9 protein-coding genes are annotated in these 14001 nt (G+C 69.3%); 6 read left to right on the top strand and 3 right to left on the bottom strand.

The features are described from left to right. Positions 1-124 precede the first annotated feature (124 nt). The 5 genes from ACFU8W_RS01660 to ACFU8W_RS01640 all read left to right on the top strand — a co-directional run bounded on the left by ACFU8W_RS01660 (position 125) and on the right by ACFU8W_RS01640 (position 9197). Complete coding sequence (locus ACFU8W_RS01660; RefSeq protein ID WP_384031239.1) at positions 125-1180, top strand: aldo/keto reductase; 1056 nt, start codon at positions 125-127, stop codon at positions 1178-1180. Between the two features lie 301 nt (positions 1181-1481). Then, complete coding sequence (locus ACFU8W_RS01655) at positions 1482-2894, top strand: polysaccharide pyruvyl transferase family protein (RefSeq protein WP_384031237.1); 1413 nt, start codon at positions 1482-1484, stop codon at positions 2892-2894. A gap of 247 nt (positions 2895-3141) precedes the next feature. Continuing rightward, positions 3142-5565 carry an excinuclease ABC subunit UvrA gene (gene uvrA / locus ACFU8W_RS01650; protein WP_345519183.1) on the top strand — a complete coding sequence of 808 codons (2424 nt, stop codon included), beginning with the start codon at positions 3142-3144 and terminating at the stop codon, positions 5563-5565. Positions 5566-5726: 161 nt separating this feature from the next. Then, positions 5727-5903 carry a hypothetical protein gene (locus tag ACFU8W_RS01645; RefSeq protein ID WP_384031235.1) on the top strand — a complete coding sequence of 59 codons (177 nt, stop codon included), beginning with the start codon at positions 5727-5729 and terminating at the stop codon, positions 5901-5903. A 105-nt stretch (positions 5904-6008) separates the two neighbouring features. Further along, positions 6009-9197: a glycoside hydrolase N-terminal domain-containing protein gene (locus ACFU8W_RS01640; RefSeq protein WP_384031233.1), complete on the top strand. Its 3189-nt coding sequence runs from the start codon at positions 6009-6011 to the stop codon at positions 9195-9197. Positions 9198-9563: 366 nt separating this feature from the next. Here the strand turns inward: ACFU8W_RS01640 and ACFU8W_RS01635 are convergent, their stop codons facing one another. From ACFU8W_RS01635 to ACFU8W_RS01625, 3 genes are read right to left on the bottom strand one after another with little or no spacing between them, the layout of a single operon-like run. Beyond that, positions 9564-10310 (bottom strand): succinate dehydrogenase/fumarate reductase iron-sulfur subunit, encoded by a 747-nt coding sequence (locus ACFU8W_RS01635; protein ID WP_345519177.1) that lies wholly within the window; start codon positions 10308-10310, stop codon positions 9564-9566. Beyond that, entirely contained in the window at positions 10307-12256 is a 1950-nt protein-coding gene (locus ACFU8W_RS01630; RefSeq protein WP_384031231.1) for a fumarate reductase/succinate dehydrogenase flavoprotein subunit, read from the bottom strand. Before ACFU8W_RS01630 ends, ACFU8W_RS01635 begins: the two co-directional genes overlap by 4 nt. A 1-nt stretch (position 12257) precedes the next feature. Continuing rightward, the gene (locus tag ACFU8W_RS01625) at positions 12258-12965 is read right to left on the bottom strand and encodes a succinate dehydrogenase (RefSeq protein ID WP_266978248.1); all 708 of its coding nucleotides are present in this window, start codon (positions 12963-12965) and stop codon (positions 12258-12260) included. 95 nt (positions 12966-13060) lie between these two features. On the opposite strand from ACFU8W_RS01625, the gene ACFU8W_RS01620 reads away from it, so the two are divergent. After that, positions 13061-13981 carry a LysR substrate-binding domain-containing protein gene (locus ACFU8W_RS01620; protein ID WP_345519171.1) on the top strand — a complete coding sequence of 307 codons (921 nt, stop codon included), beginning with the start codon at positions 13061-13063 and terminating at the stop codon, positions 13979-13981. The last annotated feature ends 20 nt before the right edge of the window (positions 13982-14001 follow it).

Below are 14001 nucleotides of genomic sequence, written 5' to 3'. Positions count from 1 at the left end.
TGCACCCCATCGGAAGCGGTCGGGGCAACGGGTCCACCGGCCCCATAGCGCTCACCGACCGCCGATCCTGCTTCGGAGCGCAAGAACCGACCTGCGGAAGCACTCGATCTCCAAGGAGAACTCCATGCGATACACGACCTTCGGCCGCCGTACCGGACTGCGTGTCTCCCAGTACGCACTCGGCACCGGCAATTTCGGCACCGGCTGGGGCGCCGGCGCCGAGCCCGACGAGGCGCGCCGCATGTTCGACCGGTTCGCCGAGGCCGGCGGGAACTTCCTCGACACGGCGGACAGCTACCAGTTCGGCGAGTCGGAGAAGCTGCTGGGGCAGTTCCTCGGCGCAGACCGCGAGGACTTCGTCCTGGCCACGAAGTTCACCAACGGCGCCGCACCGCAGTCGGGCCTGTCCCGGACCGGCAACAGCCGGAAGAACATGCGCAACTCGGTCGAGGCGAGCCTGCGGCGCCTCGACACCGACTACGTCGACCTGCTCTGGGTGCACTTCCCTGACGACCTGACGCCGATCGAAGAGATCCTGCGCGGCCTCGACGACCTCGTCAGCCAGGGCAAGATCCTGCACGCGGCACTGTCCAACTTCCCCGCTTGGCGTGTCTCCCGCGCCGCAACGCTGGCGGACCTGAAGAACTGGGCGCCCGTCGCCGGAATCCAGGTCGAGTACAGCCTGGTCGAGCGGACCGCCGATCGTGAGCTGCTGCCGATGGCCGAGAGCCTCGGACTCGGCGCCGCCCTGTGGTCTCCGCTCGGCGGAGGGCTGCTGACCGGCAAGTACCGCGGCAGCACGGAAGGCCGACTCAGCGACCTGAAGACCCTGGTGCACACCGAGAGCAGCAATCAGAAGACCGCGATCGTCGACACCGTCCTCGCCATTGCCGAGGAGACCGGCGCGACCCCGGCCCAGGTCTCGGTCGCATGGATCAACGAGCGGGCCGCACGCGCGAGCACCTCGCACATCCCGATCATCGGCCCGCGCAGGCTGAACCAGCTCGACGACTATCTGGGCGCCCTCGACGTCGCCCTCACACCCGAGCAGTACGCCCGCCTCTCCGAGGTCAGTGCCGTTCCGCTGGGCGTACCGCACGAGGCGAGCGCAGGTGTCCGGGACGCCGTCCAGGGCGGGGACGCCTCGCTCTTCGCCGCGCCCGCTGTGCCCGTCGCCTGAGCGGTCGCCCCTCATCCCATGGTGCAGGTGAGGAGCGTGCCGAGGGGGCAGCCTGCGTGCCGGGGCCGGTCCGGAGGAAGAAGTGGCCGACCGGCACCGGGGCCGGGGCGCGCACCCTCAAGGGCACTTCATCCGGGCCGAGTTGGCTACCTGCGAGGTCACACAGGAAGGGCGGGCGCGGAGCCTTTTGCCCGATCCGCGACCGACGACCGGGTAGCCGGATGGTCACGTTCCGCGTTCATGGAAAAGGTTGTAGGGATCCAGATGGAAACTAAAACGTACGTAAAGCTAACCTTAATTCGTGGCATCTAACGTTACCGATGTGAAGCGAATACTCCTGCGCTCAGGGAAGAGCCCTTACGACGTCGTTCCTGTTGAGCGCGCCCTCCACGAGGACGTGTTCGCGACCAACTCAGGCAACCTGATCTTCAGCGATGCCGCGCACAAGATCCTTGAGACGCCGCGGACCAAGGTGGTCTCCAACGGCATCCGGACCAGGGTCGCCGCCGCCGAGCGGATCAACGAGGAGTACGACGCTTTCGTCATTCCGCTCGCCAATGCCTTCCGGCCGTCCTTCGAGCCCCAGCTCAAGCGGCTGACCCAGCTCATCTCGAAGCTGAAGATCCCGGTCATCGTGCCGGGCGTCGGCGCGCAGACCAGCACCAACTACTCCGCGGACCGGTTGCGGCCCATGGCGCCCACCGTGCACGCGTTCGTCTCCGCGGTGCTGGACCACAGCGCTTCCATCGGGGTGCGCGGTGAGTTCACCGAGCGCTACCTGCGGGACATGGGCTTCCGTGACGTGGAGGTCATCGGTTGTCCGTCGATGTTCATGGGCGGCCGCGATCTCTTCATCCGCGAGAACACCCGGCCACTGGGACCCGAGTCGCGGATCGCGATCAACGGATCGCACGACGCCGTGAAGAAGTACAAGCTCGGGCGGATCATCGACCACACCCATGCGCGCTATCCCCATCTGCGCTTCATCGGGCAGAACCTGTCCGATGCCCGCCAGCTGCACTGGCGTGACCTGAGCCACGTGAACGCCGCCGTCACCGACATCCCCACCCACCCCGACCACCCGATGTTCGCGGAGGGCAAGGTCAGGGTCTACATAGACCCCAAGACATGGGTGGACGACCTGCGGGGCTTCGACTTCTCGTTCGGCTCCCGGATCCACGGCAACATCGCGGCGCTGCTCGCCGGAACGCCGGCGACGGTGCTCTGCAGCGACTCGCGGACGTTGGAGCTGTGCCGCTACTTCGAGATTCCGCACCGGATGCTCGCCAAGGTGCCCGAGAACGTGGATCCCGCGGACCTGTATGCCGAGGCGGACTTCGGGCCTCTGATGCGCGGCCACCAGGAGCGGTTCGACCGGTTCATGAACTTCCTGGACAAGAACGGCCTGGAGAACACCTTCACCCACGGTGACGGGGGTGCGGCCTTCGAGTCCCGCATGAGCGAGCTGGCTTTCCCGGCGGGCGTCCGTCCCTGGACCGGCAGCGGCGTCTCCGAGATGAGCACTCGCCTCAACTGGCTCCAGTCCCAGATGACCGAGCTCACCGACCGGAACACCCTGCTGGAACGGCGCCTTGCGAAGGCCAGCAGGCTGCCCGTCCCGCGCGAGAGCGAGGGCCCCGAGCGGCGGCCGTACCAGCGTGCCCGCCGGGTGATCCCGGGCCCCATCAAGCGGGCGCTGCGCAACGCCCGCTAGAGCGTGCGCGCCAGGCGTCGCGGGGCAGGCGGGACTTCCGACACACGCCCTGGTGCCCCTCCCGGCAAGCTTTGCCGGTCACGGCACCGGTAGGGCTTTGTCCGGCGGTGTTCCCCTCCCTGACCTGAGGGATGTGGAGGGGAACATCGGCGTCGGCGTTGCGGACCCGGGCATCACCGACGCCTAGAATCCGACTGTTTGTCGCCATCTGTCGGCCCCGCCACCATCCGTACGGAGTTCCGCGCGCATGCCCACCCCCCACGATCCGTACGTCCGGGTGCGCGGCGCCCGTGAGCACAATCTGCAGGATGTCCACGTCGACATCCCGCGCGACACCCTCACCGTCTTCACGGGCGTCTCGGGCTCCGGGAAGTCCTCCCTCGCCTTCGGAACGATCTACGCCGAGGCCCAGCGCCGCTACTTCGAGTCCGTCGCCCCGTACGCCCGGCGGCTCATCCACCAGGTCGGCGCGCCGAAGGTCGGCGAGATCACCGGTCTGCCGCCCGCCGTCTCGCTGGAGCAGCGGCGTTCGGCGCCCGGCGCCCGTTCCTCGGTCGGTACGGTCACCACGCTGTCCAACTCGCTGCGGATGCTGTTCTCGCGCGCCGGGGAGTATCCGGCAGGGGCCGAGCGGCTGGACTCCGATGCGTTCTCGCCGAACACCGCCGCCGGAGCCTGCCCCGAGTGCCACGGTCTGGGGCGTATCCACCGCACCACCGAGGAGCTCCTCGTCCCGGACCCGTCGCTGTCGATCCGGGACGGCGCGATCGCCGCCTGGCCGGGCGCCTGGCAGGGCAAGAACCTGCGCGACGTCCTGGACACGCTGGGGTACGACATCGACCGGCCGTGGCGGGAGCTGGACGCGCAGGACCGGGAGTGGATCCTCTTCACCGACGATCAGCCGGTGGTGACGGTCCACCCGGTGCGGGAAGCGGGCCGCATCCAGCGCCCGTACCAGGGCACGTACATGAGTGCGCGGCGCTATGTGATGCACACCTTCGCGGACTCCAAGAGCCGCACCCTGCGGGCCAAGGCCGAGCGCTTCCTGACCAGCGCCCCCTGTCCGGTCTGTGGCGGCACTCGGCTGCGTCCGGAGGCGATGGCTGTCACCTTTGCCGGCCGTACGATCGCCGAGCTCACCTCGCTGCCCCTCGCGGGCCTCGCCGACGTGCTGTCGGCCGCGGGCGGCAATGACACCGCGCGGCTGCTGACGACGGATCTGCTGGCCCGGATCGGGACGGTGACGGAGCTGGGGCTCGGCTATCTCAGTCTCGACCGCACGGCTCCGACGCTGTCCTCCGGCGAGCTGCAGCGGCTGCGGCTCGCCACCCAGCTGCGCTCGGGACTCTTCGGGGTCGTCTATGTGCTGGACGAGCCGTCGGCCGGCCTGCACCCGGCGGACACCGCGTCGTTGCTCGCGGTCCTCGGCCGGCTGAAGGAGGCTGGGAACTCGGTCTTCGTCGTGGAGCACCAGATGGATGTGGTGCGGCAGGCGGACTGGCTGGTCGACGTGGGGCCGCTGGCCGGTGAGCACGGGGGCATGGTGCTGCACAGCGGGCCCCCGGCCGGACTCGCGGACGTCGCGGAGTCGGCGACGCGGCGGTTCCTCTTCGGCGGGGGTCCGGCGCCTGCCCGGGAGCCGCGTACGCCCTCCGGGTGGCTGAAGCTGATCGGTGTCGACCGGCACAATGTGCGCGGGGTGGACGCCGCGTTCCCGCTCGGGGTGTTCACCGCGGTCACCGGGGTCTCCGGCTCCGGAAAGTCGACTCTGGTCGGTCAGGTGCTCGCCGGGGTCCTCGCCGACCGGCAGGCGTCCGCCACCGCCGGCCTTCCCGCCGAGCAGCCCATGGCCGGCTGCGCATCGGCGCAGGGGCTGGAGGCGGTGGACCGTCTCGTCCAGGTCGACCAGAAGCCGATCGGCCGTACCCCGCGCTCCAATCTGGCCACGTACACCGGGCTCTTCGATGTCGTGCGGAAGCTGTTCACCGAGACCGGCGCGGCGCGCGAACGCGGCTACAGGGCGGGGCGGTTCTCGTTCAATGTGGCGGGCGGGCGATGCGAGACCTGTCAGGGCGAGGGGTTCGTCTCCGTCGAGCTGCTCTTCCTGCCGAGCACGTACGCGCCCTGCCCGGACTGCCACGGTGCGCGGTACAACCCGCAGACGCTGGAGGTCACCCTGCGCGGGCTGAACATCGCGCAGGTGCTGGATCTCACGGTGGAGTCGGCGGCCGGTTTCTTCGCCGGGACACCCGCCGCCGAGCGCAGTCTGCGGACACTGCTCGATGTGGGGCTCGGCTATCTGCGGCTGGGGCAGCCGGCGACGGAACTGTCCGGCGGTGAGGCCCAGCGGATCAAGCTCGCCACCGAGCTGCAGCGCACCCGCCGCGGCCACACCCTGTATCTGCTCGACGAACCGACGACAGGGCTGCATCCGGCCGATGTCGAGGTGCTGATGCGGCAGTTGCACGGACTGGTCGACGCGGGCAGCACGGTAGTGGTCGTGGAGCACGACATGGCCGTGGTCGCGGGTGCCGACTGGGTGATCGACCTCGGCCCCGGAGGCGGCGACCGGGGTGGCCGGATCGTCGCGGTGGGGACGCCCGCGGAGGTGGCCGGGGCGGCGGACAGCCGGACCGCGGCGTACCTGGCGGCCGCGCTCAGGTCGGCCTGACGGCCGATCAGGTCCAACTGGCCTGTTTCCCACGACTACGGTCCGGCGGAGAAGTTCACCATCGCCGTGAGCGCTTCGGCGTCCACGGCCCCCGGCACGTACAGGATCAGCGTGACGGGACCTCCGGCACGCCCACCCACTCGGCCCCCCTCACACTGACGGTGTCCGGTCCGGCCGGCGGTACGGGCGCCCTGGTGAACGGCGACGTCGAGACGGGTTCGCCCGCTCCGTGGAACTGGGAGAACGGCGGCGCGGTCGTCTCCAACCCGGCGCACGGCGGCGCGCACGCACTGGCGGCCGCGGCCACCGCGTGGCAGAGGCAGTGCCGCACACTCTAGACATCCGATCTGTCATCCGATGAAATGGCCTCGCCCTCGGCATACTTCAATACATCTCCCTCATCTCTCCATTAAAGAACCGATCAATGGGCCAGGAGCTCTCTCGTGACCAATGAACCCCAACCGCAGAGACGAAGCATCCTCAAGTTCGGCGGTGCCCTCGCCCTCACACCGCTGATCACTCAGCTGACCGGCGGAATCCCTGTGGGACAGGCCGTCGCCGCCGGGGCCGCCGCGCCGGCGTCCGTCCAGTGGCCGACCCTGTCGCGCAAGGCGCTGAAGTATTCGGTCCCCGCCGTGGACTGGCAGTCGCAGGCCCTGCCGATCGGCAACGGCCGGCTCGGCGCCATGCTCTTCGCCAACCCCTCCGAGGAGCGCGTCCAGTTCAACGAGCAGAGTCTCTGGGGTGGTGTCAACAACTACGACAACGCTCTTGCGGGGAAGCCGGACAGCGCATTCGACACCGGGATGACCGGCTTCGGCTCATACCGGAACTTCGGTGATGTCGTCGTCACCTTCGCCCGCCGTGCGAAGGTCACGGCCCCGGGGGGACCGTACCGTACCTCCTCGACCGAGGGCGTCGACAAGACGTACGACGGCAACTCGAGCACCAAGTGGTGCATCGAGGCGCCCGGCTCGAAGGTGCAGTGGCAGGTCGAGCTCCCCGACCCCGTCGAGGTCGCGTCCTACCGTCTGACGAGTGCCAACGACGTGCCGCAGCGCGACCCGCAGGAGTGGACGTTCTCCGGTTCCGCCGACGGCGCCACCTGGACCACGCTGGACAGCCGCACCCTGACGACGCCCTTCGAGAGCCGGTACCAGACGAAGGAATTCACCTGTGCCGACACCGCGGCCTACCGCTTCTACCGGTTCGACTTCGTTCCCAAAGCCGGGGTCAGCCACTTCCAGGTGAGCGAGATCGGCCTGTCGGGCGTCGACCTCAACGGGGGCGGCTCGATGTATCTGTCGTCGCCCAGCGGGCACTCCGAGGGATCCGGTCAGGCCACGGACATCTCGAGTTCGGTGGACCGCGATCCGGCCACGGTCTGGCGGGTCGATGCCGTCGCACCGACGGTCGTCTGGCAGGCCGACCTGTCCACCACGACCGCCGTCACCTCGTACACGCTGACGGCGGCCCCGGACCGTCCGCACGACGACCCCCGGCGATGGGCGCTCGAGGCGTCGCAGGACGGGCAGGCCTGGGTGACCCTCGACACCCAGAACCCCGGCGCGCCCTTCGCCGGCCGCGGCGAGTCCCGGACCTTCCGGATCACCAACAGCACGGCCTACCGCACCTACCGGCTCACGTTCACCCCCGGCGAGTCGTCCACCGGCTTCCAGATCGCGGAAGTCGTGCTGGAAGGCAAGGGGTTCGACACGCGCATGCAGTCCACGTTCGTCGACTACCAGCGCGCCCTGGACTTCTTCGAGGGTGTCCATGTCACCCGTTTCGGCGCGCCGGGGCGGCGCGTCCTGCGGGAGGCCTTCGCCAGCCGGGCCGCGGACGTCATGGTCTTCCGGTACACGTCGGACAGCGCCCGGGGACTCTCCGGAGCGATCTCGCTGACGTCCGGACAGGATCAGGCCCCGACGACCGTCGACGCCGACGCCCGGCGGATCGCCTTCAGCGGTGTCATGGGCAACGGCCTCAAGCACGCGTCCACCGTCCAGGTGGTACACACCGACGGCGACTTCAGCACCGACGGGTCGGTGCTCCGGTTCACCGGCTGCACGACCCTGACCCTGCTCCTCGACGCCCGCACCGACTACAAGCTCGACGCCGCCGCCGGGTGGCGCGGAGCCGATCCGGAGGCGGCTGTCGCCGCGGCGCTCGGCAAGGCGGCGGCCCGGTCCTACGACGAGATGCGCGCCGAGCACACCGCCGAGATACGCGCCGTCATGAACCGCGTCTCCGTCGCCTGGGGCACCTCCGACGACGCCGTCGTCGCCCTGCCGACCAACGCCCGGCTGGCGCGCTACGCGGCGGGCGAGGAGGACCCGACCCTCGAGCAGACGATGTTCGACTTCAGCCGATATCTGCTGATCAGTTCCTCGCGACCGAAGGGTCTGCCCGCCAACCTCCAGGGTCTGTGGAACGACAGCAACTCGCCGGCGTGGGCGTCCGACTACCACACCAACATCAATGTCCAGATGAACTACTGGGGAGCCGAGACGACGAACCTGCCGGAGTGCCACGAGGCACTCGTCGGGTTCATCAAGCAGGTGGCGGTGCCCAGCCGCGTGGCGACCCGCAACGCCTTCGGCAAGGACACGCGCGGCTGGACCGCCCGCACCAGCCAGAGCATCTTCGGCGGCAACGCATGGGAGTGGAACACCGTCGCGAGCGCCTGGTACGCACAGCACCTGTACGAGCACTGGGCGTTCACCCAGGACCTGGTCTACCTCCGCACCGTCGCCTACCCGATGATCAAGGAGATCTGCGAGTTCTGGGAGGACCGTCTCAAGGAGCGCGAGGACGGACTCCTCGTCTCGCCGGACGGCTGGTCCCCCGAGCACGGGCCACGCGAAGACGGCGTCATGTACGACCAACAGATCATCTGGGACCTGTTCCAGAACTACCTCGACTGCGAGGCGGCGCTCGAGGCGGATGCCGACTACCGGGCCAAGGTCAAGGACATGCAGGCGCGCCTCGCGCCGAACAAGATCGGCCGGTGGGGTCAGCTGCAGGAGTGGCAGGAGGACATCGACAGCCCCACCGACATCCACCGCCACACCTCGCACCTCTTCGCGGTCTACCCGGGCCGTCAGATCACCCCGAAGACGCCCGGCTTCGCGGCCGCCGCCCTGGTGTCGCTCAAGGCACGGTGCGGCGAGAAGGAGGGCGTCCCGTTCACGGCCGGGACGGTGTCGGGCGACAGCCGCCGCTCGTGGACCTGGCCCTGGCGGGCAGCCCTCTTCGCCCGCCTCGGTGACGGGCACCGCGCCCAGATCATGCTGCGCGGACTGCTGACCTACAACACGCTGCCCAACATGTTCTGCAACCACCCGCCCTTCCAGATGGACGGCAACTTCGGCATCTCGGGCGCCGTGGCGGAGATTCTCCTGCAGAGCCACGACGGCGCCATCCACCTGCTGCCCGCCCTGCCGGACGAGTGGAAGGCCAAGGGTTCCTTCACCGGGCTCCGCGCCCGCGGGGGCTACGAGGTCAGCTGTGAGTGGCGCGACGGGAAGGTCACGTCCTACAGGATCGTGGCCGACCGGGCGCGGAACCAGGGGAACGTCACCGTGCGGGTGAACGGCGTCGACACGAAGGTGAAGCCGATCAAGCCCTGACGTCGGCCGTCCGCCGGCCGAAGCGACGCGGCACGGATCGTCGGCACAGCCGGTCTCTTCACCGGCTGTGCCGACCGGCATCGGAACAGGCCCCAGTGCCCCTCCCGGCAGGCTTTGCCCCCGTCACGCCGCCCAGCACGCACGCACTGGACGACGCTCCTCATGGGACAAACATCGCCGGTCACGGCACGAGGGCGTGTGTCGGAAGTCCCGCCGTCCGCCCGAAGGGCGGGCCCGGCGGCGTCTGGTGCGTGCGATCGCAAGGCGGAGGGTCGTCCTCGTACTGGACGTACTTGGACGACCCCGACAACGCAGCGAGCGTGCGTGCCGGGCGTCGCGGGGCAGGCGGGACTTCCGACACACGCCCTAGCGTCGGACCTTCCGGGTCGCCCGCAGCCACTCCTTGTTCATCGCCGAGATCGACGGCAGCGGAATGCCCTTCGGGCAGGCCGTGGCGCACTCCCCGGTGAGCGTGCAGCCACCGAACCCCTCACTGTCCATCTGCCCGACCATGTCGAGCACCCGGGTCTCGCGCTCGGGGGCGCCCTGCGGCAGGACGTTGAGGTGGTTGATCTTCGCCGAGGTGAAGAGCATCGCCGAGCCGTTGGGGCAGGCGGCGACACAGGCGCCGCAGCCGATGCACTCGGCGTGCTCGAAGGCGAAGTCGGCGTCCGGCTTGGGCACCGGCGTGGCGTGCGCCTCGGGAGCGGTGCCGGTAGGGGCGGTGATGTAGCCGCCCGCCTGGATGATCCGGTCGAAGGCGGACCGGTCCACGACCAGGTCCTTGACGACCGGGAAAGCCGAGGCGCGCCACGGTTCGATGTCGATCGTGTCGCCGTCCTGGAAGGAGCGCATGTGGAGCTGACAGGTGGTGGTGCGTTCCGGGCCGTGCGCATCGCCGTTGATGACGAGGCTGCACGCGCCGCAGATGCCTTCGCGGCAGTCGTGGTCGAAGGCGACGGGGTCGTCACCGGCGAGGATGAGCTCCTCGTTGAGAGTGTCGAGCATCTCCAGGAACGACATGTCCTGCGAGATGCCGTCCACCTGGTAGGTGGACATGGCGCCGGGGGCGTCGGCGTTCTTCTGGCGCCAGACGCGCAGGGTGAGCTTCATGCGTAGCTCCGCTGAGTGGGGTGGACGTACTCGAAGACGAGGTCTTCCTTGTGCAGGACGGGGGCGTCGCCGGTGGCCGTGAACTCCCAGGCGGCGGCGTACGAGAACTCCTCGTCCCGGCGGGCGGCTTCGCCGTCCGGGGTCTGCGACTCCTCGCGGAAGTGGCCTCCGCAGGACTCGGCTCGGTGCAGTGCGTCGAGACACATGAGCTCGGCGAGCTCCAGGTAGTCGACGATGCGGTTGGCCTTCTCCAGCGACTGGTTGAACTCCTCGCCGGTGCCGGGGACCTTGATGCGGCGCCAGAACTCCTCGCGGATCTGCGGGATCCGGTCGAGCGCCTTGCGCAGACCCTCCTCGGTGCGGGCCATCCCGCAGTACTCCCACATGAGTTCGCCGATTTCGCGGTGGAAGGAGTCGGGGGTGCGGTCGCCGTCGACGGCGAGCAGCAGGTGCAGCCGGTCCTCGGTCTCCGCGACGGCTTCTTCCACGGCCGGGTGCGAGGCGTCGATCTCGCCGTGGTGCGGGTTGCGGGCCAGGTAGTCGTTGATGGTCGACGGGAGGACGAAGTAGCCGTCGGCGAGACCCTGCATCAGCGCCGAGGCGCCGAGCCGGTTGGCCCCGTGGTCGGAGAAGTTGGCCTCGCCGATCGCGAACAGGCCGGGGATCGTGGTCTGGAGGTCGTAGTCGACCCAGAGCCCGCCCATCGTGTAGTGCACGGCGGGGTAGATGCGCATCGGCGTCTCGTACGGGTTCTCCGCGGTGATCCGCGCGTACATGTCGAAGAGGTTGCCGTACTTCTCCTCGACCTTCGCCCTGCCCATGCGCTGGATGGCCTCCGCGAAGTCGAGGTAGACGCCCTGTCCGCCGGGGCCGACGCCGCGACCCTCGTCGCAGACGTTCTTCGCGGCGCGCGAGGCGATGTCGCGTGGCACGAGGTTGCCGAAGGCCGGGTAGATGCGCTCCAGGTAGTAGTCGCGCTCGTCCTCGGGGATCTCGTTGGCCGGTCGGTTGTCGCCCTTGGCCTTCGGGACCCAGATCCGGCCGTCGTTGCGCAGCGACTCGCTCATCAGCGTCAGCTTGGACTGGTGGTCGCCGGTGCGCGGGATGCAGGTGGGGTGGATCTGGGTGAAGCAGGGGTTGGCGAAGTACGCTCCGCGCCGGTGGGCGCGCCAGATGGCGGTGGCGTTGGAGTTCATGGCATTCGTCGACAGGTAGAAGACGTTGCCGTAGCCGCCGCTGGCCAGCACGACCGCGTCGGCGAAGTACGTGTCGATCTTCCCGGTGACGAGGTCGCGCGCGACGATGCCGCGGGCCTTGCCGTCGACGATGATCAGGTCGAGCATCTCGGTCCGGGCGTGCAGCTCGACGTTGCCCGCGGCGATCTGCCGGGACAGTGCCTGGTAGGCGCCGAGGAGCAGCTGCTGCCCGGTCTGGCCGCGGGCGTAGAACGTGCGGGAGACCTGGACACCGCCGAAGGAGCGGTTGTCGAGGAGGCCGCCGTACTCGCGGGCGAACGGGACGCCCTGCGCGACGCACTGGTCGATGATCTCGACGGAGATCTGGGCGAGCCGGTGGACATTGGACTCGCGGGCGCGGAAGTCGCCGCCCTTGACCGTGTCGTAGAAGAGCCGGTGGATCGAGTCGCCGTCGTTGCGGTAGTTCTTCGCGGCGTTGATGCCGCCCTGGGCAGCTACCGAGTGGGCGCGGCGGGGCGAGTCCTGGAAGCAGAACTGGACGACGTGGTAGCCCTGTTCGGCCAGCGTGGCCCCGGCCGATCCGCCGGCCAGGCCGGTGCCGACGACGATGACGGTGTGCTTGCGGCGGTTGGCCGGGTTGACGAGCTTGGCCTCGAAGCGGCGGGTGTCCCAGCGTTCGGCGACGGGGCCCTCGGGGGCCTTGGTGTCGACGACGGGTGCACCGGTCTCGTAGTGCGAGTAGTCGGTCATGTCAGCTCACGACTCCGGTCATGACGGCGACGGGTACGGAGATGAAGCCCACCGTCAGCACCAGTGCGAGGACGTTGGCGATGGTCTTGAGAACACGGTCACGGCTCGCCCTGCCCGCGCCGAGGGTCTGCGCGGCGCTCCAGAACCCGTGCTGGACGTGGAGTCCGAGAGCGAGCATGGCGACGATGTAGATGACGTTGCCGTACCAGGTGGAGAAGGTGTCGACGACGTTCTGGTAGGGGTGCCCCGACTGGAAGCCGCCCGAGTGGACGGTGCCGGTGGTCAGGTCGAGGACGTGCCAGACGATGAACAGGGCGAGGATGATCCCGCCCCAGCGCATGGTGCGGGTGGCGTAGCTCGCCCGGGGCTTCTTGTGGACGTACTTGCTGGGCCGCGCCTTGATGTCCCGGCGGCTCAGCTGGTACGCGGAGGTGGCGTGGGCCACGACGGCGACGACGAGCACGACACGGACGATCCAGAGGGCCCACTCGTAGTGCAGGAAGGGCTCACCCATGACCCGCAGCCAGTGGGCGTAGTGGTTGAACTCCCCCGGCCCGAAGAAGATCTTCAGGTTGCCGATCATGTGGACGACCAGGTAGCCGAGCATGATCAGGCCGCTCACGGCCATGACCGTCTTCTTGCCGACGGACGAGTCCCAGAGCGTACGCGTCATGGACGGCCGTCGGTCCGTCCGTGTTGCCAGTGCCATGGGCACGACGCTACGACCGAAGGGTCTCATCGGTCCAAGACATGACGCGGCTCATATCCATAGCCTCTGACTATGGAGCGGGCTAGGCTGGGTGTATGCAATTTCAGCAGCTCATGTACTTCGTGGCCGTCGCCGAGACACGGCACTTCACCCGCGCCGCGGAGGAGGTGCATGTCTCGCAGCCCTCGCTCTCCCAGCAGATCAGGGCGCTGGAGAGCGAGCTGGGGGCAGAGCTGTTCAGCCGGGCACGCGGCAACATCGCCCTGACCGACGCGGGCGAGGCGCTGCTGCCGCTGGCCCGCCGGATCCTGGCGGATGCCGATACCGCCCGGCACGAGGTGCAGGAGCTGGCCCAGCTGCGCCGGGGCCGGGTCAGGCTCGGGGCGACGCCGAGCCTGTGCACGGGGCTGCTGCCCGACGTCCTGCGCACATTCCACGACCAGCACCCGGGGATCCAGCTGCTGCTGGAGGAAGGCGGCTCGCACGACCTCGTACGGGAGCTGGCGCGGGGGGCGCTCGATCTCGCGCTGGTGGTCCTGCCGCTGCCGGCCGCGTCGCCGGCGCTGACCACGGTGGAGCTGCTCCAGGAGGACCTGGTGGTGGTGTCGGCGGCGGGGGCTCCGCGACCGGGGAAGGGCGGAAGCGTGCGGATCGCGGATCTGCAGGGCGAGCCGCTGGTGATGTTCCGGCACGGCTACGACCTGCGGGAGCTGACCGTGGCCGCGTGCCGGGCGGAGGGCTTCGAGCCGTCGTTCACGGTGGAGGGCGGCGAGATGGACGCGGTGCTCGGTTTCGTACGGGCGGGACTGGGCGTGGCGGTGGTGCCGAGCATGGTGGCGGGCCGGGCGGGGCACGACCTGCGGACGACACGGCTTGCCCCGCCGGGACTGCGGCGAACGATCGCGCTGGCGCACCGCAGTGACGTGGCGCCTCCACGGGCGGCGCGGGAGCTCCAACGGGTACTGCTGGCCAGCCGACCGGACGGGCTCGCGAAATCGAGCCCGTCCGGAAGCTGAGGACGAGGCCGGTGCCGGGC

Source organism: Streptomyces sp. NPDC057565 (assembly GCF_042801455.1).
GTDB lineage: Bacteria > Actinomycetota > Actinomycetes > Streptomycetales > Streptomycetaceae > Streptomyces > Streptomyces yanii.
Note: the sequence above shows the minus strand (reverse complement) of the source record. Positions and strands in the feature narration are given on the sequence as shown.